This is a genomic window from Asanoa iriomotensis (assembly GCF_016862515.1).
GTDB lineage: Bacteria > Actinomycetota > Actinomycetes > Mycobacteriales > Micromonosporaceae > Asanoa > Asanoa iriomotensis.
This window is the reverse complement of sequence record NZ_BONC01000020.1, coordinates 34,030-57,902: the sequence shown is the minus strand read 5'-3', so window position 1 is coordinate 57,902 and position 23,873 is coordinate 34,030. Positions and strand designations below refer to the sequence as shown.

The window sequence follows — 23,873 nt, the reverse complement described above, 5'->3', positions numbered from 1 at the left end:
TTCGGCGAATCGGCGGCCGAGCCGGGTGATGATGACCGCATGCACGAGCCGCACGTGACCAGCCACCACCACGCCCCGGGGTCGGGCGAGCACCAGCACGACGAGCCCGGCCGCTGGCACCGGCTGCGGCACGCCCTGCGCCCGCACTCGCACGACACCGCGGACCAGGTCGACCGCGAGCTAGAGGGCAGCAAGGCCGGCATCCGCGCCGTCTGGGTCTCGCTGGCCGTGCTCGCGGTGACGGCGGCGCTGCAGGCCGTCGTCGTCGCCTTGTCGGGCTCGGTCGCGCTGCTCGGCGACACGCTGCACAACGTGGCCGACGCGCTGACCGCCGTGCCGTTGTTCATCGCGTTCGTGGTCGGGCGGCGGCCCCCGAACCGGCGCTACACCTACGGCTACGGGCGCGCCGAGGACCTGGCGGGCATCGTGATCGTGGTGTTCATCGCGGCGTCGGCGGTTTTCGCGGCCGTGGAGGCGATCCGGCGGCTGCTCAACCCGGCCGACGTCGACCACCTGCCCGCGGTCGCGCTCGCCGGCGTGCTCGGCTTCCTCGGCAACGAGGTGGTCGCCCAGTACCGGATCCGGGTCGGGCGGCGGATCGGCTCGGCCGCGCTGGTCGCCGACGGCCTGCACGCGCGTACCGACGGCTTCACCTCTCTCGGTGTCCTGGTCGGCGCCGGCGGCCTGGCGCTCGGCTGGCGCTGGGCGGACCCGGTGGTCGGCCTGCTGATCACCGCGGCGATCCTGGTGGTGCTGGCCGGCGCCGCGCGGCAGGTGTACCGGCGGCTGATGGACGCCGTCGACCCCGCCCTGCTCGACACCGTGGAGCGGACGCTGCGGGAGACCGCCGGCGTGCTCGACATCGGCACCGCGCGGCTGCGCTGGATCGGCCACCGGCTGCGGGCGGAGTGCGAGATCGTGGTCGACGCGCGTCTGGACGTGGTCGCGGCGCACGACATCGCGGTGGCCGCCGAACATCGGCTGCTGCACGCCGTACCCCGGCTGGGTTCGGCTCTCGTTCACGCGGACCCGAACGGTGCCGACCACCATGCGGTGGTGGCGCATCACCACCGCCCGTGAGCTGCTCGTAACGGGCATTGCGCCCATGCGCGTGGGCGGTATGGTCTGGTGCGTGGCAGAGGTGTTGGGCGCCGACGAACTTCAGACGGCGCTGGCCGGGCTCGACGGCTGGGCGGGTGACCCCTCGGGGATCAGCCGCACCGCCGAGCTGGCCAGCTTTCCCGGTGCGATCGCGGTGGTCGACCGCGTCGCCGAGGTGGCCGAGGAGCTCGACCACCACCCCGACATCGACATCCGCTGGCGGCGGCTGCTGTTCACGCTGAGCACGCACTCGGCTGGCGGCGTCACCCGCAAGGACCTCGACCTGGCCAGCCGCATCGACACGATCATCCGGGAAGCCGCATGAGGTTCGAGATATCGCGCGTACTCGACGCGATCGAGGGCCGGCTCTGCCTCGACCCGGCCCTGGCCCGCGCGGTGGTCGACCTGGCCGAGGTCAGCCGGTTCGTCGACCTCGACGGCGGCCGCCCGGCGACGCTGCTGCGCCTCGGCATCGCAGTCGACGCGCTCGGCCGGCAGCTCGAAGAGGAAAACGTCCCGGTCTACGTGATCGCCCCGCGCGGGCTGATCTCCGACGCGGACCTGACCTCCAACGAACGCATGGTGGTGCGCCGCTGGGCCGACGACGGCCGGATCGAGGTGCTCCGCGACCCCGGCGACCGCCTGCTCGAGGTCGCCGAACTGCTCGGCCTGCCGGTCCTGAGCCGCAACCGCTTCGACGGCGCCCGGCAGCGATACGGCTGGCTGGCCCAGCCGGGCCGGCTGCTCGCCCCGGTGTCGGGCCCTGGCGGCCCGACCCTGATCGCCCGCGTGGGCGGGGGCGCGCAACCCAGCGCGGGCGACCCGTCACCGGTGGGCATGAAGCTGCTGTCCCGCCTGTGGCGCTGCCCGGAGCCAGGCTGCTCGGCCTACGGCGCCAAGCCCGCGGGCCGGCCCGGCGGCCAGCCACCGCCGACGCTGCGCACCGGCGCTCCCACCTGCCCGCGACACGAGCAGCGCCTCGGCGACGGCGGCCCACGCCCGCGGGCCGAGGTCATGTCGGCTCGGGTCGGCGGCGTGGTCCGGCAGCGCTTCGTGGTCGCCGCCGACCAGCCCATCACGGTCGGCCGGGCCCCGGACCGAGGCGTGATGCTGGGCCAGTGGCTCACCGACGAGGCCCGCCGCTGGATCAGCCGCAACCACGTCCGCTTCGAGCTGCACGGCCCGGACCTGGTGGTCCAGGACGTCAGCACCAACGGCACCGGCCTGCGCCCGGGCGGCTCGATCGACGACGACAACCGGATCACCCTGAAGTCACAGGCCCGCGCCCTGGGCATGGGCGACGTGGTCGAGCTCTACCCGGGCGTCCAGGTGGCCCGGTCGCGCACCTGGACCACCGGCGGCGTGACCAACCCGAGCTCGGTCATGGCCGAGGCGCCGACCACGACGATGCGCGCCCTCGACAGATAAACCAGACGGGTCCCGAGCCCGCGGTGGTCCGGACCGTCGCTCCCGCCGGACACCGCTCCGCTTCGCTGCGCTGCCAGGCCCGCTGGGGGTCGCCGCCAGGTCAGGATCCGGCGGGCAGTGCCCGCAGCTCGCGCACGTCAGGATCTTGGTAGTTCGTTGCTGCTGCAGCAGCAATCCCTACCAAGATCTGCGATTTCACCGCACGAACGACGAGCCCGGCCCCTCCGCAGAGGCGCCGGGCTCGTCGTTTGTGCAATGACTACTTCAAGATCGCGCGTAGGGCCGCGACCGCTACGTCGATGTCGTCCTTGTCGATGATCAGCGGTGGGGCCAGGCGCAGGGTTGAGCCGTGGGTGTCCTTGGCCAGTATTCCGCGCTCGGCGAGGCGTTCGCAGGCCTCGCGGCCCGTCATCAGGTCCGGGTCGACGTCGATGCCCGCCCAGAGGCCGCGGCCGCGGACCTCCAGCAGGCCCGAGCCGACCAGGCCCTGCAGGCCGGCCTGCAAATAGGCGCCCTGCTCCTTGGCCCGGGCCTGGTATTCGCCCGTCTCCAGCAGCTTGACGACCTCGATCGCCACCGCGCAGGCCAGCGGGTTGCCGCCGAAGGTCGAGCCGTGCTGGCCCGGCTTGATCACGCCGAGCACGTCGCTGTTCGCCGCGATCGCCGAGACCGGGACGATGCCGCCGCCGAGGGCCTTGCCCAGGATGTAGACGTCCGGGACTACCGACTCGTGGTCGCAGGCGAACGTGTCACCCGTGCGGCCGAGGCCCGACTGGATCTCGTCGGCCACGAACAGCACGTTGCGCGACGTGCACAGCTCGCGTACCCCCGGCAGGTAGCCGTCCGGCGGCACCACGACGCCCTGCTCGCCCTGGATCGGCTCGATCAGCACCGCGACCGTCGTCTCGTCGATCGCGTCCGCCATCGCGGCCAGGTCGCCGTAGGGCACGATCCGGAAGCCCGGCGTGTACGGACCGAAGTCGTCGTGCGCGTCCGGGTCCGTCGAGAACGAGATGATCGTCGTCGTGCGGCCGTGGAAGTTGCCGTCCGCGACCACGATCGTGGCCTGGTCGGCCGGCACGCCCTTGACCCGGTAGCCCCACTTGCGCGAGATCTTGATGGCGGTCTCGACCGCCTCGGCGCCGGTGTTCATCGGCAGGACCTGGTCCTTGCCGCACAGGGCGGCCAGCCGCGCGCAGAACTCGGCGAACTGGTCGTGCACGAACGCCCGGCTGGTCAGCGTGACCCGGTCGAGTTGGGCGTGCGCCGCCGCGGTCAGCGCCGGGTGGCGGTGGCCGAAGTTGAGCGCCGAGTAGCCGGCCAGGAAGTCCAGGTAGCGCCGGCCGTCGATGTCGGTCACCCAGGAGCCCTCGGCGGTCGCGATCACGACCGGCAGCGGGTGGTAGTTGTGCGCCGTGTGGCGCTCGGCGTCGCGGATGGCCGCCGGCGTACGCAGCACGTCATCGAGAATCATGAGTCGGCCCCTCCGCCCGGACGCAGTTCGAGCGTGCAGCACTTCGGGCCGCCGCCCGCTTTACGTAGTTCAGACATGTCTACACCGATCGTGCGGTAACCACGCGCCTGCAGCGCCGCCGTCAGCCCGGTGGCCTGCACCGGCAGCACCACCGTCGACCCGTCGCTGACCGCGTTGAGGGCCAGCACCTCGGCGTCGGCCACGGTCGCGATCACCGCGTCGGGGAACAGCCGGCGCAGCACCGCCTGCGAGCCTGGCGAGAACGCCTCGGGCAGGTAGGCGATGCGAACCGGACCGACCCCGTCGGAACCCGACAGCACGCACAGCGCGGTGTCGAGGTGGTAAAAGCGCGGGTCGACCAGCTGCAGCGTGATCACCGGCCGGCCGAGCACCTCCTGGGCGCGGGCGTGCGCGGCGTGCGTGGTGCGGAACCCGGTGCCGGCGAGCACGACGTCGCCGGCGAGCATCAGGTCGCCCTCGCCCTCGTTGACGAACTTCGCCTCGTGTACGGCGTAGCCGGCGCGCTCGAACCACGACCGGTAGGCCGGCCCCTCGTCGGCGCGCTCCGGGTCGCGGAACTGGACGGCGAGGACGGTCCCGTCGACCACGGTCGCACCGTTGGCGGCGAACACCATGTCGGGCAAACCGGGCAGCGGGTCGATTTCCTCCACCGTGTGGCCGAGGTCGACGAACGTCTCCCGCAGGTGGGTCCACTGGTCGATCGCCAGCGCCGTGTCATAGGGCGCGGTCGGGTCCATCCACGGATTGATCTTGTAATTCACGGCGAAGTACGTCGGCCGGCACATGAGGTACCGCCGCCGCCCGCCAACCGCGTCCAACGTCATGCGGCAACGCTATGTGCGCAGGTCGGACGGGGGCCATGGGAAAGAATTGCGTCCTGCGGAAGATCGTTGCGTGCTGACCGGGCCCCACCAACCATTCGTTGCGCGCCCCAGACAGCGTTATGGGGGGCAGCGGATCGCTGCCCCCCAAGCACAACCAGGGGATCGGTGAACCACGTCACCCATTGGTCTCGCCGGAGCGGATTGTCCGTGCCGCTCCGAGAGATCAAGTGCCCGTCAGAACCGGTCCACAAACTGTGAGTCGAGCCACCCGCGCAGGCGCTCCACCCAGTCACCGTCCGTGTTCGGCCAGGTGAACGTGCCGGTGAAGGCGAGGATGCCGATGACCACGGCGGCGCCGCCGATCAGCAGGCCGAGGGTGGCGTCGAGCTTGCCGGCCACGTGCCGCTTGCGGGTCGCGGCGAACGCGGGCACCGCCAGCAGGAAGCCGATCGCGGCCACGGCGATGCCGTAACCGGCGAGGGCGCCGCTGAGCACGAAGAACGCTCCGATCATCGACAGGATCAGGCTGATCGTCGCGAGCATGCTGGTGCGCGGTCGCGGCCCGGCGGGAACCACGTCGGGGGTGGGTTCGGTGACCGGCTCGGTCGGGCGGGTGTCGTCGACCCGCTTGTCGGTCTCCAGGTCGGTGCCGGCGAGCCGGCGCTCGTCGGCGGTCGGCGCGTTCGGCCCCGCCGGCGCACTCGGGCTGACCGGCGCGACCGGGGTCGCGCGGCCGGTCGACGTGTCACTCACCCGGCCGCGGTCACGGTCGGACCACCGACCGAACAGCGTCGGCCGGTCACCGCGACCGGCGCGCCGCGTGCGGTCGGCATCGTCGACGCGGTCCGGAACCTCGGTCTGGCGGTCGGTGGTCCGGTCCCGGACCACGGTCTCATCGGTCGCGGTGCGGCTCTCGTCCACATCGGCGCTCTCCTCGCGCCGGGCGAACGACGGAATCTTGACCACAGCACACCTCCATAAGGGCTACGCGAGGCGGCTTACCCAAAGTGGCCGAGATCCATGCCTCACTTCACCCCGAGGGCGTCGACCGCCTTCCGGGCCGCGATCAGGACCGGATCCCAGACCGGCGCGTACGGAGGTGCGTACCCGAGGTCGAGCCCGACCATCTCCTCGACGGTCATGTTGTTCCACAGTGCCACCGCGAGCGCGTCGATCCGCTTCGCCGCCTCGGACTTCCCGACGATCTGCGCCCCGAGCAGCCGGCCCGTGCCCCGCTCGGCCAGCAGCTTGATCGTCATGAAGTCGGCGCCGGGAAAGTAGCCGGCGCGGTTCGTGGACTCCACCGTGGCGGTGACGAAGGAGAAGCCGGCGGCGTCGGCCTCGGTCGAGAGCAGCCCGGTGCGGGCCACCTCGAGGTCGCACACCCGGGTCACCGCGGTGCCGATCACGCCGGGGAAGGTCGCGTACCCGCCGCCGATGTTGATGCCCGCGACCCGGCCCTGCTTGTTGGCGTGCGTGCCGAGCGGGATGTGCACCGGCTGGCCGGAGACCCGGTGCACCGACTCGACGCAGTCACCGGCGGCCCAGACTCCGGGCAGGCCGACCACCCGCATCCGCAGGTCGACCCGGACGCCGCCGGTCGGACCCAGCGGCAGCCGGGCGGTCCGGGCCAGCGTGGTGTTGGGCTTGATGCCGAGGCCGAGCACGACGATGTCCGCCGGGATCGGCTCGGAGTCCGTGACCACCGCGGCGACCACCCCGTCGCGGTGGTCGAGCCCGGTGACCGCGAGCCCGGTGCGCACGTCGATGCCCAGGCCGCTGAGCCGGTCGGTGACCAGCGCGCCCATGTCGGGGTCGACCGTCGACATCGGCTGCGGCCCGCGCTCGACCAGCGTCACCGCCAGCCCGCGGTTGACCATCGCCTCGGCCATCTCGACACCGATGTAGCCACCGCCGACCACCACCGCGCGCTTCGGCGCGGGGTCGCGGTCGAGCCAGGCGTGCAGCGCGTCACCGTCGTCGAGGGTCTGCACCCCGAACACGCCGGTGACGCCCGAGGTCGCCCAGGGCGGCTGCACGGGCACGGCGCCGGTCGCGTACACGAGTTGGTCGAACGGCTCGCGGACCTCGCGGCGGCCCTCGTCGAGCGCCACGGCGACCACCTCGCGCCGGTCGAGGTCGATGTCGACCACCTCGTGCCGGGTGCGCACGTCGATCTCGTAGTCGTCGCGGAACACCTCGGGCGGCCGGGCGATCAGGTCGTCCCGGTCGTCGACCAGCCCGCCGACCCAGTACGGGATGCCGCAGGCGGAGTAGGACGTGAACCGGCCACGCTCGAACGCCACGATGGACAGCTCCTCGGCGGGGCGGCGCCGCCGGGCCTGGGAGGCGGCGGACATGCCGGCCGCGTCGCCGCCGATCACGACGAGGCGTTCAGCCACGGGTCTGCACCGCGAGGTAGTCGATCACCTGGCTCATCTCTCCGGTACGGGTGAAGACCGAGCGCTGCCGGGCGGCGCCGGTGCCGTGTGTGTGCAACCGTCCCAGAAGGTAGCTCACGGTCTCCAGGTCGCCGTGCCGCTCCAGGTGCGGGCCGACCCGGTCGAAGAGGCGGCGGACCAGTTGCCAGGCCGGGTGGGTGCCGCCGTCGAACAGGTCGCAGGCCATGCCTTCGAGCCCGTCGTGCGCGGCCCGCCAGTGTGCGGCGACCAGCACGTGGTGCTCGATCGGCAGCGCCGGGCGGCCGGCCTCGATGTCCTCGATGGCGGCGGCGACCAGACCGCGGATCAGCGCGGCCACCAGGATCGTGTCGTCGATCGTCAGGCACACGTCGCCGATCCGGACCTCGACCGTCGGCAGGTGCGCGGAGAGCCGGGCGTACCAGTAGAGCATCCCCTCGTCGAGCAGCATGCCGGTGTCGATCAGCTCGTCGACCAGCGAGACGTAGTGGGCGTGCGACTCCAGCCACGGCGTCGGCCCGACCGGGGGCCAGCGGTTCCAGAGCACCGAGCGCCAGCTCGCGTAGCCCGTGTCGCGTCCGTTGTAGAACGGTGAGTTCGTGGTCGCCGCGTGCAGCACCGGCAGCCAGGGGCGGATGTGGTTGAGCACCTCGACGCCGATCTCCGGCCCCGGGATGCCGACGTGCACGTGCATCCCGTTGTAGCCGGGGCCGGGCGAGATGTTGCCGTACCGCTCGATCATCCGGTGGAACCGCGGGTTGTCGAAGATCCGCGGGCTCTGGTCACCGTCCGGCCCCGATGGCCCGGTGCCGACCGCGAGCAGTTGGAAGCCCGCCCGCTCGGCCGCACCCGACAGGCCGGAGCGCAGCAGGCCCAGCGAGTGCGCGAGCGCCTCCAACTGCAGGCCCGGCGGGCTGCCGATCTCGATCTGGCTGGTGAGGAACTCGTGCTGCACCTGCCCGCGCAGCTCCGGCGGGACCTCGGTGAGCACGGCGTCGACCGCCTCGGCGGCCATGCCGGTCGCCGGGTCGACCAGGAGGAACTCCTCCTCGACGCCGACGGTCAGCAACGCGCGGTCAACGTCCCGCTCAGGTGCGGCATCTGCCACCACGTCCGACATGCGCCCATCGTTACCCAGCCTTCCGTTAGGCGAAGCCTGCCGTGATCAGGAGGACGTCACGTCCGTGCGATCCCCTGACGCCGGCCCGTCGGGCCGGCCGGCGATCATGTTCTGCAGCCAGTCCTTCCCCGCGATCATCGGCATGCGGACCCGTCTCTCCCGCACGATCGCGCGGTCCATCTTGCGTTTGGCGCGCGGTTTGTCGCTCCGGTAGCGCCAGCGCGCCCAGGGGGAGTGCGGCCGGGCCAGCCGGATGGCGCCGACCAGGATGAGGATCGGGATGAACAGCCCGATCAGGCCGGTCCAGATCTTGCCCTTGATCAGCGTGATGCCGGCGAGCAGGAAGTTGACCACGAGGACGACCGAGCCGACCACCCAGGCGGTGATCGTGGACTCGCCGGCGGTGCGCGCCGAGGTGATGTTGTCGACGCCGATCGGCCGCACGCCGAGCAGCAGCAACCCGGTGAACGCGATCGCGATGAACACCGCGTCGATCGAGGTGCGCCCCTTCTCGGACCAGTAGACGTCGTCCAGGTGCAGGATCAGCGAGAACTCGTCGAGTACGAGGGCCGCGCCCAGCCCGAATATGCCGGCGAACACGGCGTTGGCGGCCGTGTTGTCGGTGTTCAGCGCGAAGCCCGTGACACCCGCGATGATCATGAAGATCACCCCGAACACCACGTGGTGAATGTGCTGCCCGCCCGGGCTGACGTTGCCGGGCCACCACTTGACGTTCGCCCGGATCATCCGCACGGAGAACCGGATGAACGCGAACGTGACGATGAAGCCCGCGAAGAAGCAGAACAGGGGCAGGCGCCCCGTATCGACGATCGTGCGGTTGAACCAGTCCACCATCGGCGTACCCACCCCCTCGCCGTCTTTTAAGTCCGTTTTATGAGAATCATTCTAGGTAGCTGCCTATGGTCGAAGTTGGGATCTGCCGCTATCCCTGCGGCCTGGTAGAGGCACCGGGAGGTCGCGCCGTGGCTATGACAGTCGACGAGGTCGCCGAGACCGCCGCCGCGCGGCCGATAGCCCGCCCGCCGGGGCTGCACTGGGGCCGGCAGATTCCGCGCATCTTCGGGACGGTCATGTGGATCGTCGCGATCATCTCGTTCGTGTCCGCGATCGCCCGTATCTTCCGGTCCGACATCCAGGCCGTCCGGGAGACCATCGACGCGGCGATCATCCCGGCGCCGGCCAACGTCGCTTACGCCGTGTTCCTCGCCGTGCTCGCGACCGCGACGTTGCGCCGCAAACGGGTCGCCTGGTGGCTGCTCACCGTCTACTTCGGGCTGAGCGTGCTGATCAACACGATCATCGGGATCATCGTCTCGTTCGTGCCGGACGCCGAGCTGGTCGACGACGCGGGCAACCACCTCTACCAGGGCACCGGCGACCTCGCGCTGCTGTGGAGCGGCCTCGGCGTCTCGGTGGTCGCGCTGGCCCTGCTGATCCTGTTCCGCGGCGAGTTCTACGCGCACGTGGCCAAGGGCAGCGTGCGCCGGGCGCTGGCGGTCTTCGTCGGCACGCTGGCGGTCGGCGTCGGGCTCGGGCTCAGCCTGGTCGCGGCGTTCCCCGGCAGCCTGGAGGGCACGGCCAACCAGGCCGCGTACGCGACCGAGCGGGTGCTCGGCGGCGGCTTCTCCTTCGACATCACCCGGATCGGCGCCGCGCCCGGCTGGGTCAGCTTCGTCCTCGGCCTGTTCGGCGCGGTAGCCGTGTTCGCCGCCATGGCCACGCTGCTGCGTTCCCAGCGCCGCAACGCCGAGCTGCACGCCGGCGACGAGCGGCAGATACGCACCCTGCTGGCCAAGTACGGCGACCGCGACTCCCTCGGCTACTTCGCCACCCGGCGCGACAAGTCCGCGATCTTCTCGCCGACCGGCAAGTCGGCCGTCACCTACCGGGTGGTCAACGGGGTGAGCCTGGCCAGTGGCGACCCGGTCGGCGACCCCGAGGCCTGGGGACCGGCGATCGACGCCTGGCTGGCACAGGCCCGCTACTACGCCTGGACGCCGGCGGTGATGGGCGCCAGCGAGGAGGGCGCCATCGCGTACGCCCGCACCGGTCTCAAGGTGATCCACCTCGGTGACGAGGCGATCCTGCTGACCCGCGAGTACACCCTGGACGGCCGCGACATGCGTCCGGTGCGCCAGGCGGTCAACCGGGTCGAGCGCGCCGGCTACACGGCCACCGTCCGCCGGCACTCCGACATCCCCGAGGCGGAGATGAAGGAGCTGGCGCATCTGGCCACGGCCTGGCGCGACACGGAGAGCGAGCGCGGCTTCTCGATGGCACTGGGCCGGCTCGGCGACCCGGCGGACGCCCGTTGCGTGCTGGTCGAGGCGGTCGACAAGCACAACGAGGTCAAGGCGATGATCTCGTTCAGCCCGTGGGGGACGCACGGCCTCTCGCTGGACCTGATGCGGCGCGCACCCGACGCCGAGAACGGCGCGATGGAGTTCATGGTCTCCGAGCTCATGGAGGGCGCACCCCGGCTCGGCGTGGACCGCGTGTCGCTCAACTTCGCCGTGTTCCGGGCGGTGTTCGAGGAAGGCGCCCGGATCGGCGCGGGCCCGATCCTGCGGGCGTGGCGCAAGCTGCTGCTGTTCTTCTCCCGGTGGTGGCAGCTCGAGTCGCTCTACCGGTCCAACGCCAAGTACCACCCGGTCTGGCAGCCGCGCTTCCTGTGCTTCGGCGAGCGCCGCGAGCTGGTCCGGGTCGGCCTGTCGTCGGCGATCGCCGAGGGCTTCCTCGCCCTGCCGGGCACCAGCGGCGACCAGCTAGACACGTTGCCGCCGGACGCGGCCGTGCGGGCACGGGAGGCCGAGGCGATCGAAGCCGCCGAAGCGCCGCCCGGTCCGGGCGAGGTCGACCACAAGGCACCCGAGCAGATGCGGGTGCGGCTGGCCAAGCGCGAGCGGTTGATCGGGTCGGGCATCGACCCGTACCCGGTGAACTATCCCCGGACCGACACCTGCGCCGAGGTGGCCGCCGCCCACCGAGAGCTGGCGCCGGACACCCGCAGCGGCGACAAGGTCGGCGTGGCGGGCCGGGTCATGCTGATGCGCGACCACGGCGGCATCCTGTTCGCGACGATCCGCGACTGGAGCGGCGACCTCCAGGTCATGCTCACCGGCCGGAAGTCGGTGGACGGCTGGGACGACACGATCGACATCGGCGACCACGTCGGCGTGACCGGCGAGGTGATCACCACCCGGACCGGCGAGCTGACCGTCGAGGCGACCTCCTGGCAGCTCAACGCCAAGTGCCTGCGGCCGCTGCCGGACAAGCACCGCGGCCTGGCCGACCCGGAGGCGCGGGTGCGGCAGCGCTACCTCGACCTGGTGACCAACAAGCGGGCGCGGGACCTGTTGCGGGCGCGCGGCAACGCCATCTTCGCGCTGCGCGAGTCGCTGGTCGGCCGCCGCTTCCTCGAGGTCGAGACGCCGATCCTCCAGCGGATCCACGGCGGCGCCAACGCCAAACCCTTCACGACACACATCAACGCGTACGACCTGAAGCTGTATCTCCGGATCGCGCCGGAGCTGTATCTCAAGCGGCTCGCGGTCGGCGGGGTGGAGCGGGTCTTCGAGCTGGGCCGGACGTTCCGCAACGAGGGCGCCGACTACAGCCACAACCCGGAGTTCACGGTGCTGGAGGCCTACCAGGCCTACGGGGACTACGACACCATGCTGCGGTTGACCCGGGAGCTGATCCAGGAAGCCGCGATCGCCGCGTACGGGCAGGCGGTGGCGCGCCGGCCGGGCACCGACGAGGAGGTGGACATCTCGGGGGACTGGCCGGTGCGCACGGTCAACGAGGCGGTGTCCACCGCGCTCGGCGAGGTGGTCGACGCGGACACCGACGTGGCCACGCTGCGCCGCTACTGCGACAAGGCGGAGATCGCGTACGACCCGAAGTGGGGTCGCGGTGCCGTGCTGCTGGAGCTCTACGAGCACCTGGTCGAGTCCAAGACCGACCTGCCGACGTTCTACAAGGACTTCCCGACCGAGGTGTCGCCGCTGACCAGGCAGAACCGGCACGACGGGCGGCTGGCCGAGCGCTGGGACCTGGTCGGTTTCGGCTTCGAGCTGGGCACCGCGTACTCGGAGCTGATCGACCCCGTCGAGCAGCGCCGCCGGCTCACCGAGCAGTCGCTGCTGGCGGCCGGCGGCGACCCGGAGGCCATGGAGCTCGACGAGGACTTCCTGCAGGCGCTGGAGTACGCGATGCCGCCGACCGGTGGCCTCGGCATCGGCGTCGACCGGCTCGTGATGCTGCTGACCGGCCGGTCGATCCGCGAGACGCTGCCGTTCCCGCTCGTCCGCGCGGCGTCGTGAGGCCGCCCCGCTGGCCGGCCGCCGCCTTCGGGCTCTCGGCGGTGACCTACAGCTCGTGGCTGCTCGCGCCGTGGCTCAACCCCGAGCTGGGCCTGACCACGGGGTTGGCCAGCGACCTGGCGGCGTCCGACCAGCCCTGGCACAACCTGTTCCGGTTCGGCGACGTGGTCGCGGGCGGGCTGGTGGTGTTCGGCTCCGCCCGGATGCTGCTCGGCGGCCGGCGGGACCGGCGGCGGTGGCGCCGGCTCGGCCGAGCCGAGCGGGCGGCCTGGCTGTTCGCGGCGCTGTTCGGCGTGGCGACGATCTGCGACGGGAGCCTGACAGCGCTGCCCTGCGCACCGTCGATCGACCCGGGTTGCGCGGCTCCGCTCGCCGGCGGGGTGCTCAGCGCGGTGTCGGACCCGCACACGATCACCTCGGGGCTCGCGGTGATCGGCGGCCTCGGTTCGATCGCCGCGTTCTGGGCGGCGTCCCGGGACGGCAGCACGGACCGCACCTGGGCGGCCGGTCTCACCGTCGGCGCCGTGGCGATCAACCTGGGGCTGCTGGTCGAGCTGCTGCGCACCGACACCGGCGTGGAGGAGGCGGTCTGGCAGCGGCTCGAGCTGCTCAACCTGGCCGGATGGCTGATCTACGCGGCGGTGCGCAGTCAGCAACCACCGCGGCGGTCGGCCTGAATCGCCCTCGTGCGCGTACCGGATATGCGTAGAATATTCGGGTTCGGGGGTGTTGCGTTATGTCGATCACCGCGACGACCGTGCAAGGCGGCCTGACCACGCTGACGGATGAGGTCATCGAGGAACTGCGGGAGCGGGTGCACTGCCCGGTGCTGGCGCCCGACGATCCCGGCTTCGACGGAATCCGCGAAGTGTTCAATGCGATGCACCCCGGCGACCCGGCGCTGGTGATCAGCTGTTTCGGCACGGCCGACGTGCGCGACGCGGTCACCTTCGCGCGCGACAACGGCCTGGTCGTCTCGGTGCGCGGCGGCGGGCACTCGATCGCCGGGCTGTCCGCGTCGGACAGTTGCATGTTGATCGACCTGGCGCCGATGCACGCCGTGCAGGTGGATCCGGCCGCCCGGCTGGCCCGGGTGCAGGGCGGTGCCGTGTGGGCCGACGTCGACCGGGAGACCCAGGCGTACGGGTTGGCCGTGCCGGGAGGTGTCGTCTCGGACACCGGGGTCGCCGGGCTCACGCTCGGTGGTGGCTACGGCTGGCTGCGCCGGAAGTACGGGCTGTCCTGCGACCATCTCGTGGCGGCCGAGGTGGTCGGTGCGGACGGCCAGGTGCGGGTCGCGTCGTCGACCGAGAACACCGACCTGTTGTGGGCGCTGCGCGGCGGCGGCGGCAACTTCGGGGTGGTCACCTGGTTCACCTTCGCGCTGGAGGAGGTCGGGCCGACGGTGGCGTTCGCCGGCACCTTCTATCCGGTCGAGGAGGCCGCCGACGTGCTGCGCGGTTGGCGCAACTACGTCGCGGTCGCGCCCGACGAGGTCACCGCGAGCTGCCTGACGATCACGATGCCGGCCGACCCGGAGTTGCCTCCGGCGGTGCACAACCGGGCCTGCATCGTGGTGGGCGGCGTCTACTCGGGCGATGCCGCCACCGGCATGGACATCCTCGCGCCGCTGCGGGAGTTGGGCACGCCGCTGCTGGACATGTCCCAGCCGATGCCGTACATCGCGGTGCAGCAGGGTTTCGACGCGTTCTTCCCGCGCAACACGCTGCAGGCGTACTGGAAGTCGCGTTATCTGTCGTCCCTGAGCGACGAGGCGATCGACTTCGTCGCGGCGCGGGCGGCCGCCCGGCCCAGCCCGGTCACGCTGGTCAACCTGTTCCACATGGGCGGGGCGATCGCCGCGGTGCCACCGGACGCGACCGCCTTCGCGCAGCGTTCGTCGCCGTTCCTGCTCTCGATCGACGGCAACTGGACCGATCCGGCCGACAACGAGGCCAACATCGCGTGGGTACGCGAGACGTTCCGCCTTTCTGCCCAGTTCGGCGACGACGGCGTCTACCTGAACTTCACGGGCCGGTCCGACGAGCCGGCGGACGTGGCGGTGTCCAGCGCCTTCGGCGCCAACCTGCGGCGGCTCGCGTCGATCAAGGCGAAATACGACCCGGACAACGTGTTCCGCTCCAACAACAACATCACGCCGGTCGCCACCAGCTGATCATCAGCATGCTTTCAGCTTCTTCGGGTAGGAATGCACAACCCGTCCGATAATCCGTGAGGAGCTGTGAGGAATGGCGCTGGCCGCTGAAGGCGACCCCCGCGATCTAGGTGGACTGACCGGATGGGTAGCCGGGGTGATCGACTCCCTGGGCACCGTCGGCGTCGGCCTGTTGGTCGCGCTGGAGAACCTGGTGCCGCCCATCCCCAGCGAGATCGTGCTGACCTTGGGCGGCTTCCTCGCCAACCAGGGCCGGATGAGCTTCCCCCTGGTGATCGTCGCCGCGACCACCGGCGCGGTGGTCGGTGCGTTGATCCTCTACTGGCTCGGCCGCAGCCTGGGCGAGGACCGCCTGAAGCGCTGGCTGGACCACATCCCGCTGGTCGACACCGAGGACCTGGAGAAGGCCGACCGGTGGTTCGAGCGGCACGAGAACGCGGCGGTCCTCTTCGGACGGTGCGTGCCGGTGGTGCGCAGCCTGGTCTCGATCCCGGCGGGCGCCAACGAGATGCCGCTGGGCCGCTTCGTGCTCTACACGGCGATCGGCAGCGGGGTGTGGAACACGCTGTTCGTGGGGGCGGGTTTCGCGCTGGGCTCGCGGTGGCACCTGGTCGACCAGTACGCGCAGTGGTTCGACTACGCCATCTTCGCGCTGATCGCGGTGATGGTCGGGCTGTGGGTGCGCAAGAAGGTCCGCAAGCGCCGGCGGGCACGCGCACTGACCCGCTGACACCTACGCTGTCGCCCATGATCCTGACCGACGCGGAGGTAGCGGTAGCGGCGGCCGCGGCAGGCGCGGAGGTGGTCCGCCGCTACTACGGCTCCGAGGTCGAGCATTTCGCGAAGTCTCCCCGAGACTTCGCCACGACCGCGGACCTGGAGGCCGAACGGGCGATCCTGGCGGTGATCCGCGCACACCGCCCGGCGGACGCCTTCGTGGGCGAGGAGTCGGGCCGCGGTGGCCCTGCGGCGTCGCGGGTGTGGCTGGTGGATCCACTCTGCGGCACCCTGAACTTCGCTGTCGAGACGCCCCTGGTCGCGGTCAACGTGGCCCTGGGCGGCGTCGCGGCGGCCGCGGACCCGCTGTCACACGAGATCTTCTGGACGGACGGCACGACGTCGTGGGTCCGCCGCGACGGGGTCGATGCCGCGCTCGTGCCGTCCGCGGGGTCCCGCCTGGTCGACGTGAACCTGGACCCACCGTTCCCGAACGCCCCTGACTTCCTGGCGACGACGCTGCTCGCGGATCCCGAGTTCCAGTCGGAGTTCGGCCCCCGCGTCCTGTCGACGACGCTGGCGGTGACGTGGGTGGCGGCCGGCCGCCGCGCGGCCTACGTCACGGACGGCTACCAACGGGAAAGCGTCCACTTCGCGGCGGGCTTGGCCATCTGCGAGGCGGCGGGCTGCATCATCACGGGCCTGGACGGCCAGCCACTCGACACGGGCATCGGCGGCCTGATCGTCGCCGCGGACGCGGAAACCCACGAGACGCTGCTCCGGCTGACCCGCAAACAGGGGCGGATATGACTTCCCCGCCTCAGCGATCCGGCACAGCATCGGGGCGGCACTGACGTAAGCGACAACCGCCTGCGGCAACTCGGTGGCCCGGAGCCGGTCGAGCGCGAGCCAACCGAACGCCACTCCGCGGCGCAGCAGGCTACGGACATCGGGCGAGCCGAGATCGAGATCGGGTAACCCGCGGCCGTTGACGGCCGCCTCATAACCGACGACATCACCGAACCGGGCGCTCGAGCCGTGCTCCAAGACGGATGGGTTGTGGACGACGGAGCCGTGTTGCTGCGGCGGCTGCGCGAGAGCTACCACGGCGACCGCGGCCCGGGGGATCCGTCGCGGGGGAGCCGTCTCAGACGGAGACGTGGAACGGCGCGCGAGTCCTCACCCCTCCACGCCGTTGAGGATGCGGATGTCGCGTTCCGCGCCGTCGCCGAGCGCGGCGAGGGCTTCCTGGTAGCCCGGGCTGTGGTACGCCGCGACCGCCGCGTCGGCGCTGGCGAAGCGGATGACCGTGGTGCGCAGGGCCGCCGACCCCTCCAGCACGTGCACCGGGTTGCCGCGGGCGAGGAACTCGCCGCCTGCCGCCCGCATCGCCGGGCCGGCCAGCTCGATGTAGCGCGCGAGCTTGGCCTCGTCGTGGATGGCGGTGAACGTGTTGATCCAGTAAGCGGTCATGGCCCAATGGTGCGCGCAAAGCAGAGAGGATCGATGTGGCCTCGGCCACATCCGGGACGGGTGACGTCGAAGCTGTGCCGGCGACTCCGTCCCAGGACAGAACAAGAGGAGGCGCGACGTGACGATCCAACGGATGGACAACGTCCTCATCGTCGTCGACGACCTGGACGCGGTGATCGCGTTCTTCGTCGAGCTCGGCATGGTGCTGGAAGGCAAGGGGCCGATCGAAGGACCGTGGGTGGAGCAGGTCATCGGGATCCAGGACGTCCGGCAGGACGTCGCGATGCTGCGTACGCCCGACGGCAACGGCCGGATCGAGCTGGCGATGTTCCACGCGCCGAAGGCGATCAGCCCGGAGCCCAAGGACGCGCCGGCCAACACGTTGGGCATCCGGCGGGTCATGTTCGCCGTCGACGACATCGACGACACCGTCGCCCGGCTGGTCGCCCACGGCGCCAGTCTCGTCGGCGAGATCGCGCGGTACGAGGACGTCTACCGGCTTTGCTACGTCCGCGGGCCCGAGGGGATCGTCGTGGGGCTGGCCGAGCAACTGGGCTGAAGAAAAGAGCCGCCGCCACCCCCGGACGGGAGTGGCGGCGGATGGATCGGGAACGTCAGCTGAACTGGGCCGTGATGCGGGTGAACTCCCAGTCGGGTTGGGCGATGCTCGAGCAGTCCGAGCTGAGCGGGCCGCCCGCGCAGCCGCGGTCGCGGTTGACCGACCAGAAGGCCAGCCGGGCCAGGCCGCGGGCCTTCGCCCAGTCGCGGATCGAGGTCCACTGCGCGGTCGTCGTGATCTCGTTCTGGTCGGACCGGCCGTTCATGCCCGAGATGCCCATGTGGGCGTACGCGGTCGCGTCCGACCAACCGAACGCCGTCTTCAACGCGTTGCGCAACCCCTCCGCGGAGCTGACGGTCGACGCGTACATGTCGGCACCGCCGCCGAAGTTGAACGGCATGATGGTCCAGACGTCCACATTGGCCTGCAGCGCGGCGCCCTGGTTGATCAGGCGGGTGCCCCACCAGGACGGCCCCGAAACCGCGGTCGGGATCGTCACGATCGTCTTCAGGCTCGGGTTGTTCTGCTTGAGGATCTTCAGCGCGCCGAGGATCCGGTCCTGCACGACCTCACTCTCGAACTCGTCCGTGTTCTCCACGTCGAGATCGATGGCCTTGAGGTTGTACGCGTTGATGACCTGCTGCAGCGCACCGGCCAGCGCGGACGCCGAGGAGCAGTTCGGGCCCAGCTTGTTGCCGCTCCAGCCGCCCACCGACGGGATGATGTCGCCGCCCGCGGCCCGGATCGACGCGATCTGCTGCGCGTCGCCGGCGCTGTTGATCGGCCGGTTGCCGTCCCACGCCGGGGTGCAGCCGCCGCCCGAGAGCACGAACGCCTTCGTGAACCACTTGATGCCGGTCGCCGACATCACGGTGTTCAGGTTGGGCACGTTGCCCCAGGAATAGATGTACGGCGCCGCGCTCATCGCGCCCCCGCCGCCGGTGCAGCCGGTGGTCGTGCCCGACACCGCACCGGACTTGGCCGACTCACCCTGCGCGTTGTATGCCGCGACCGTGTAGGACCGCGAGGTGCAGGCCGGCAGCCCGCCGATCGTCGCGCTGGTGCCGGTCACCGTGGCGCGCACGGTCGTACCCTCGTAGACCCGATAGCCCGTGGCCCCGGTCGAGGCGTTCCAGGCGACGGAGATGGAGTTGGCGGTCGTGCCGGTGACCCGCACGTTGCCGGGCGTCGCGGGTGTGCCCGGGTTCGGCGGCGGCCCGCCCGCACAGGACGAGCCGTTGACCGTGCAGTTGGTCGGGTCGCCGTTGCCGGCCGCGATGAACCCGAAGCTGGCCGTGCCGTTCGGGCCGAGCGTGCCGTTCCACGACTTGTTGACGAACGTGAACCGCTGACCCGACCGGGTCATGTCGGCGTCCCAGAAGGAACTGATCGACGTGCCGCTCGGCAGGTCGAACACGACGTTCCAGGAGGTGATGGTCGAGGACGTGTTGTTGGTGACGGTGAACTTGGCCTCGTAGCCGGAACCCCAGCTCGCGGTGCGGACGAAGGCCGCGGTGGCCGCGGAGGCGGCTGGTGCGACGGCTATGCCGACCACCATGGCAGCCGCGGCCAGGCCGGCGGTGACGGCCGTTCTGCTGATGAGTTTCACGGAGATCTCCAACCGTGCTCGGGGACGGGAGAGCGATTGGAACGGACCGTTGTTATGCGGAAAGCGTTAACAACGGTCCGTTCCTTTCACGGCAGGGTGGACAGGTGCGGGTCGACGGTGTTGGCGAACTGGTTGCCGTTGCTCACGTCCCAGTTGATCGACCAGGTCATCGCGCCGCGGATGCCCGGGTAGGTGCGCGGCGGGCGGAAGCTGCCGCAGTTGGTGCCGCGGGCCAGGCAGTCCAGCGCCTGGTTGACCAGGCTCGGCGAGACGACGCCACCGCCGGCGGCGCCGGGGCCCGCGGGCAGGCCGAGGGCGACCTGGTCGGGCCGCAGCCCGGCCTCCAGCTGGATGCAGGCGAGCGCGGTCATGAAGTTGACCGTCCCCTGGCTGTACGCGAACGACTGGTCGCAGCCGAGCATCGAGCCGGAGTTGTAGAACTGGGTGTGTACGACGGTCAGGATGTCGCGGATGTCCAACGCCAGCTTGAAGTAGGACACCGTGGGGTTCTGCATGTCGATCGTCTGCGGCGCCATCGTGATGATCAGGTTGGCGCCGACCCGGCTGCGGAGGCTGCGCAGCGCCTGGGCCATGAAGGTCGGGTTGAGGCCGTTCTCCAGGTCGATGTCGACGCCGTCGAAGCCGTACGACTGGATGAGGTTGAACATCGAGTTGCTGAAGTTGGTGGCGCTGGTCGCGTCGTTGACGGCGACCCGGCCCGCCTCACCGCCGACCGACAGGATCACCTTCTTGCCCCGCGAGTGCAGCGTGGCGATGTCGGAGCGGAAGTCGGCGTCGGAGTAGCCACCGAGCGCCGAGGCCAGCCCCGGGTCGACGGCGAACGTGACGGCGCCAGGCGTGCTGGTGGCCTCGGCGAAGGCAACCGCGATCAGGTCGTACGCCGCCGGCGTGTCCCGCAGCCGCAACTCGACGGCCGGGTTGACGAAGTTGTGCCAGTAGCCGGTCAGGAAGTGCGCCGGCAGCGGTCCCGTGGAACAACCGGTGGTGGTGCCGCTGACGGCCGCGCTGCGGGCCGACTCGCCGGCGGTGTTGTACGCGGCGACGGTGTACGTCCGGGACGCGCACGCCGGCAGCCCGCTGATCGTTGCGGTCGTGCCGGTGACGGTGGCGCGCACGGTCGTGCCCTCGTAGACCCGGTAGCCGGTGACGGTCCCGCTCGACGCGTTCCAGGCCAGTGAGATCGCGCTGCCCGTGGTGCCGGTGACCCGCACGTTGCCGGGCGTGCCGGGCACCTGCGGCCCGGTGCCGCCGCTGGTCGTGCCGGTGACGGCGGCGCTGCGGGCCGACTCACCCGCGGTGTTGTAGGCGGCGACCGTGTAGGTGTGCGTGGTGTTCGCGGTCAGCCCGCCGATCGTGGCGGAGGTGCCGGTCACGGTCGCGCGCAGCGTGCTGCCCTCGTAGACGCGGTAGCCGGTGACGGTGCCGCTGCTCGCACCCCAGGCCAGCGAGATGCTGGTCTGGGTCACGCCGGTGACGCTGGGCGCGCCCGGCGTGCCCGGTGGCTGCGTGCCGGGGTCGGTCGTGCCGCCGCAGGACGCGCCGTTGAGCGTGCAGTTGGCCGGCGACCCGGCACCGGCGCCGATCAGCCCGAACGAGGCGGTGCCGCCCGGCGCGAGCGTGCCGTTCCACGACTTGTTGGTGAAGCTGAAGCGCTGCCCGGAGCGGGTCATGTCCGCGTCCCAGAAGCTGCTCACCGAGGCGCCCGACGGTAGGTCGAAGGCGACCGTCCACCCGTTCATGGTGGTCGTGCCGCCGTTGGTGATCGTGTATTTCCCCTCCCAACCAGTGCCCCAGTCGGAGGTCTTGACGAAGGTGGCGGTCGGTCCGGCGGCCATCGCGGGCGTCGCACCCACGACGGCGGCCACCCCACCGAGCAGGGTGACCGCCGCGGTGACCATCAGGGTCCGCAAGCGCATGAAGTCCTCCCCAGGCCCGCGCTTACATCGATAGATGGCCAATTATTAAGACTGTTTACAGATACTTGTCAATACCTAGGTTCGGAACTGGAACCAGTTGACGTTGACGAAGTCGTTGGGTTGGCCGCTGGTGAAGGTCAAGAAGACCGTGTGCGTGCCCGTGGTCGGGGTGATGTTGCCGGGCACGGACCGCCAGCTCTGCCAGCCGCCGGTGTTGGCCAGGGCGAAGCTGCCGATCGGGGCGTTGCTGCGGCTGTCGAGGCGCACCTCGACCAGGCCGCTGACGCCGCCGGCGGCGCCCGACGCGACGCGGGCGACGAAGTCCCGGGCCGGGGTCGAGCCGAAGTTGATGTTGTTGAACTGGACCCAGTCGCCGTTGCGGATCGCGCCGATGTTCTGGCCGCCCTCGCTGCACGCCTCGACGATCACGCCGCTCTGTGCGTTGAACGACTCGGCCTGGATCTGGCTGTACGCGGAGCCACCGCCACCGGTCGGCGGCGGGTCGGTCGGGACGCCGCCACCACCGCGGGTCCACACGGCGACGTAGTCGACGAGCATCGGCCGGCCGGAGACCGTGGAAGCGGTCGGGGTGGCCGAGCCGGCCACGCCGTTGGGGAACGCGCCCCCCATCGCGACGTTGAGCAGGATGAAGTAGCCGGCGTGGCTGGTCATGTTGGTCCAGTGCGGCTCGCCGATCTGCGACTGCGTGACGGTGTGGTAGAGCGCGCCGTCCACGTACCAGCGCAGCTGTTGCGGGCTCACGCTCGCGTCCCACTCGAACCGGTAGGTGTGGAACGCCGACTGGCACGACGATCCCGGGCAGGCCCGCGAGGCGCCGATGCCGTTGAACTCGTTGCACGGCCCGCCGGGAGCGACTCCACAGTGGAGCACGCCCCAGACGGAGTTGATCCCGTTGACGTTCTCCATGATGTCGAACTCGCCGATGCCCGGCCAGTTCCAGTAGTTGCCCCGGAACGGCGCGCCGAGCGCCCAGAACGCGGGCCAGTAGCCGGCCGCCTGCGCCCCGGTCACGTTGGGCATCTGGATCCGGCCCTCGATCCGCAGCACACCGCCGGACGGCGCCTTGAAGTTGCTGCGCTGGGTCTCGATCCGGGCCGAGGTCCACTGCCCGGATCCGTTGCGGATCGGGGTGATCCGCAGGTTGCCGGAGCCGTCGAGGCTCACGTTGGACGTGCTGTTGGTGTAGCTCTGGATCTCGCCGGTGCCCCAGTTGGCGGGCCCGCCCGGGTAGCTGGTGCCGGTGTCGATGATCCAGTTGCTGGACGAGGGCAGGGTGTTGGCGGAGCCGTTGAAGTCGTCGCTCCAGGCCAGGGTCCAGCCCGAGGGCGTGGCCGGCACGGAGGCGTTGGCCGTGACCGCCGTGGCGACGGCCGCGACGGTGATGGTTGCGGTGGCGATCGATAACAGGACGCGACGGTTCATATGTGGCCTCTCTCGAGCGGGGGACGGGCCGTGAGAGCGCTCTCAGACGGGTTGTAACGGACATAGGGACGTTTGTCAATGGCCGGGCCGGCGCAGCACGAAGTGCTCCAGCGCGGTCCACGCAGTGGTGGTGACCAGGTAGAACATGCCCGCGAGGGGCAGCACGAGGGCCGCCGGCACGGTGAGAAAGGACATGAAGGGCATCACCCGGGCCAATCCGGTCGCTTGTGGACCGAGCGCCCGCCGCGAGCGGCGCGCGAAGAAGACCGCGAGCAGGATCAACAGCAGCAGGAGTACGCCGTACACCGGCAGAACCGCACCGCCGAGACCGGCCGCCAGGTGGTGGCCGAGGGGGACGCCCCACAGCTCGCCGGCGGGCGGCGAGATCGTGAAGGTGCGGTACATGACCAGGAAGAACGGCACCTGGGCGAGGGATGGCAGGCAGCCGGCGAGCGGGTTCGAGCCGGATTCCCGGTAGAGGGCCGTGAGCTCGGTGCGGAGGCGGTCGGGCTGTTTGGCGTACCGCTGCTGGATTTCTTGGATCTTGGGCAGGAGCGCGTTGCGGCGGCGCTCGCCACGGACGGCGGCGATGCTGAGCGGCGCGACCGCGAGCCGCACGGCGACGGTGAACAGGATGATCGCCAGAACCATCGCGTACGGGCCCGCGAGCGGAGCGATAAAGGCGGCGATTCCGGACAGGGCAGACCCGGCGACGCCCACGGCGCCGTCGAGTGGAGCAAACGCAAGCATGATCGGTTTCCTCGACTGATCGTGCGCCGAGGCTTTGCTCTGCTTACAGATACGCACCGCAGGTCAGCCGGGGTGGTGCGCATGTGGAAGCAGAGCAGAGCCGGGCGCGGAGGAGCCGCCGCGCGGTGGCGGCAGCGGAGATTTGGGCGGATCAGGCGAGGTGGAGCGAGGGTGCCCGCGGGCGGGGACGACCACGCCCGTCCGGGTCGAGCGCGCGCGGGATGCGGCGGCGCTGGGCACGGGCGCGCAGGGTGGCGCCGCGGGTGGTGGCGTCGGCGCGCTGGTGCCGGCCGGGCGCGAGGGCGCCGAGCGTTGCGGCAACCAGCAGGGCGGCGGCGAGGGCGGCGGCCAGGAACGCCCATGGTGACGCCGCGTCACTGGCGTCGACCAGCGCGAACAGCAGCGCCCCGGTGAGCGCGGAGATGACCAACCGCACGACGTCCAGTCAACCACTCGGCCGCAAGCCGGCGACGAT

General features: G+C 70.9%; 20 protein-coding genes and 2 pseudogenes. 9 read left to right on the top strand and 13 right to left on the bottom strand.

Annotation, left to right across the window (positions count from 1 at the left end):
* Nucleotides 1-39 precede the first annotated feature (39 nt).
* The 3 genes from Air01nite_RS16175 to Air01nite_RS16165 are packed head-to-tail and all read left to right on the top strand — an operon-like array spanning nt 40 to nt 2,529.
* On the top strand, nt 40-1,080 hold the full coding sequence (locus Air01nite_RS16175) for a cation diffusion facilitator family transporter (RefSeq protein ID WP_203703196.1): 1,041 nt from the start codon (nt 40-42) through the stop codon (nt 1,078-1,080).
* A gap of 52 nt (nt 1,081-1,132) precedes the next feature.
* On the top strand, nt 1,133-1,426 hold the full coding sequence (locus Air01nite_RS16170) for a 4a-hydroxytetrahydrobiopterin dehydratase (protein WP_203703195.1): 294 nt from the start codon (nt 1,133-1,135) through the stop codon (nt 1,424-1,426).
* Nucleotides 1,423-2,529 carry an FHA domain-containing protein gene (locus tag Air01nite_RS16165; protein WP_203703194.1) on the top strand — a complete coding sequence of 369 codons (1,107 nt, stop codon included), beginning with the start codon at nt 1,423-1,425 and terminating at the stop codon, nt 2,527-2,529. The genes Air01nite_RS16170 and Air01nite_RS16165 overlap by 4 nt, the downstream gene beginning before the upstream one ends.
* 259 nt (nt 2,530-2,788) lie before the next feature.
* On the opposite strand, the gene rocD is transcribed toward Air01nite_RS16165, so the two are convergent.
* The 6 genes from rocD to Air01nite_RS16135 all read right to left on the bottom strand — a co-directional run bounded on the left by rocD (nt 2,789) and on the right by Air01nite_RS16135 (nt 9,243).
* The gene (gene rocD, locus Air01nite_RS16160) at nt 2,789-4,003 is read right to left on the bottom strand and encodes an ornithine--oxo-acid transaminase (protein WP_203703193.1); all 1,215 of its coding nucleotides are present in this window, start codon (nt 4,001-4,003) and stop codon (nt 2,789-2,791) included.
* Nucleotides 4,000-4,848 carry a dimethylargininase gene (gene ddaH / locus Air01nite_RS16155; RefSeq protein WP_203703192.1) on the bottom strand — a complete coding sequence of 283 codons (849 nt, stop codon included), beginning with the start codon at nt 4,846-4,848 and terminating at the stop codon, nt 4,000-4,002. The genes rocD and ddaH overlap by 4 nt, the downstream gene beginning before the upstream one ends.
* 234 nt (nt 4,849-5,082) lie before the next feature.
* Nucleotides 5,083-5,814 carry a thrombospondin gene (locus Air01nite_RS16150; protein ID WP_203703191.1) on the bottom strand — a complete coding sequence of 244 codons (732 nt, stop codon included), beginning with the start codon at nt 5,812-5,814 and terminating at the stop codon, nt 5,083-5,085.
* A 59-nt stretch (nt 5,815-5,873) separates the two neighbouring features.
* Nucleotides 5,874-7,250: an FAD-dependent oxidoreductase gene (locus Air01nite_RS16145; RefSeq protein ID WP_203703190.1), complete on the bottom strand. Its 1,377-nt coding sequence runs from the start codon at nt 7,248-7,250 to the stop codon at nt 5,874-5,876.
* A complete protein-coding gene (locus tag Air01nite_RS16140; RefSeq protein ID WP_203703188.1) occupies nt 7,243-8,388 on the bottom strand; it encodes a carboxylate-amine ligase in 1,146 nt (381 codons plus the stop codon). The genes Air01nite_RS16145 and Air01nite_RS16140 overlap by 8 nt, the downstream gene beginning before the upstream one ends.
* Before the next feature lie 45 nt (nt 8,389-8,433).
* Complete coding sequence (locus tag Air01nite_RS16135) at nt 8,434-9,243, bottom strand: hypothetical protein (RefSeq protein ID WP_203703186.1); 810 nt, start codon at nt 9,241-9,243, stop codon at nt 8,434-8,436.
* 134 nt (nt 9,244-9,377) lie between these two features.
* On the opposite strand from Air01nite_RS16135, the gene lysX reads away from it, so the two are divergent.
* The 5 genes from lysX (at nt 9,378) to Air01nite_RS16110 (ending at nt 16,437) form a co-directional block, all read left to right on the top strand.
* On the top strand, nt 9,378-12,734 hold the full coding sequence (gene lysX, locus Air01nite_RS16130; protein WP_203703277.1) for a bifunctional lysylphosphatidylglycerol synthetase/lysine--tRNA ligase LysX: 3,357 nt from the start codon (nt 9,378-9,380) through the stop codon (nt 12,732-12,734).
* A complete protein-coding gene (locus tag Air01nite_RS16125) occupies nt 12,731-13,411 on the top strand; it encodes a DUF998 domain-containing protein (RefSeq protein WP_203703185.1) in 681 nt (226 codons plus the stop codon). The genes lysX and Air01nite_RS16125 overlap by 4 nt, the downstream gene beginning before the upstream one ends.
* A 59-nt stretch (nt 13,412-13,470) precedes the next feature.
* A complete protein-coding gene (locus Air01nite_RS16120) occupies nt 13,471-14,910 on the top strand; it encodes an FAD-binding oxidoreductase (protein ID WP_203703184.1) in 1,440 nt (479 codons plus the stop codon).
* 73 nt (nt 14,911-14,983) lie between these two features.
* Nucleotides 14,984-15,640, top strand: coding sequence for a DedA family protein (locus Air01nite_RS16115; RefSeq protein WP_203703183.1), 657 nt, complete (start codon nt 14,984-14,986; stop codon nt 15,638-15,640).
* A 17-nt stretch (nt 15,641-15,657) separates the two neighbouring features.
* Nucleotides 15,658-16,437, top strand: a complete 780-nt coding sequence (locus tag Air01nite_RS16110; RefSeq protein ID WP_203703182.1) for an inositol monophosphatase family protein — start codon at nt 15,658-15,660, stop codon at nt 16,435-16,437.
* A gap of 369 nt (nt 16,438-16,806) precedes the next feature.
* On the opposite strand, the gene Air01nite_RS16105 is transcribed toward Air01nite_RS16110, so the two are convergent.
* Nucleotides 16,807-17,100 (bottom strand): DUF1330 domain-containing protein, encoded by a 294-nt coding sequence (locus tag Air01nite_RS16105; protein WP_203703181.1) that lies wholly within the window; start codon nt 17,098-17,100, stop codon nt 16,807-16,809.
* 118 nt (nt 17,101-17,218) lie between these two features.
* Between Air01nite_RS16105 and Air01nite_RS16100 the strand changes: the two genes are divergently transcribed.
* The gene (locus Air01nite_RS16100) at nt 17,219-17,659 is read left to right on the top strand and encodes a VOC family protein (RefSeq protein WP_203703179.1); all 441 of its coding nucleotides are present in this window, start codon (nt 17,219-17,221) and stop codon (nt 17,657-17,659) included.
* Nucleotides 17,660-17,714: 55 nt separating this feature from the next.
* Here Air01nite_RS16100 and Air01nite_RS16095 read toward each other — a convergent pair whose 3' ends face one another.
* The 6 genes and pseudogenes from Air01nite_RS16095 to Air01nite_RS16065 all read right to left on the bottom strand — a co-directional run bounded on the left by Air01nite_RS16095 (nt 17,715) and on the right by Air01nite_RS16065 (nt 23,834).
* The gene (locus Air01nite_RS16095) at nt 17,715-19,268 is read right to left on the bottom strand and encodes a cellulose binding domain-containing protein (protein ID WP_239090743.1); all 1,554 of its coding nucleotides are present in this window, start codon (nt 19,266-19,268) and stop codon (nt 17,715-17,717) included.
* Nucleotides 19,269-19,354: 86 nt separating this feature from the next.
* Nucleotides 19,355-20,337, bottom strand: a pseudogene (locus tag Air01nite_RS16090) (chitinase); the annotation flags it as partial.
* 1 nt (nt 20,338) lies between these two features.
* Nucleotides 20,339-21,124, bottom strand: a pseudogene (locus Air01nite_RS41935) (cellulose binding domain-containing protein); the annotation flags it as partial.
* 156 nt (nt 21,125-21,280) lie between these two features.
* Complete coding sequence (locus tag Air01nite_RS16075) at nt 21,281-22,648, bottom strand: carbohydrate-binding protein (RefSeq protein WP_203703178.1); 1,368 nt, start codon at nt 22,646-22,648, stop codon at nt 21,281-21,283.
* Between the two features lie 75 nt (nt 22,649-22,723).
* The gene (locus Air01nite_RS16070; RefSeq protein WP_239090742.1) at nt 22,724-23,398 is read right to left on the bottom strand and encodes a YidC/Oxa1 family membrane protein insertase; all 675 of its coding nucleotides are present in this window, start codon (nt 23,396-23,398) and stop codon (nt 22,724-22,726) included.
* A 151-nt stretch (nt 23,399-23,549) separates the two neighbouring features.
* Nucleotides 23,550-23,834, bottom strand: a complete 285-nt coding sequence (locus Air01nite_RS16065) for a DUF6412 domain-containing protein (RefSeq protein WP_203703283.1) — start codon at nt 23,832-23,834, stop codon at nt 23,550-23,552.
* Nucleotides 23,835-23,873: the final 39 nt, after the last annotated feature.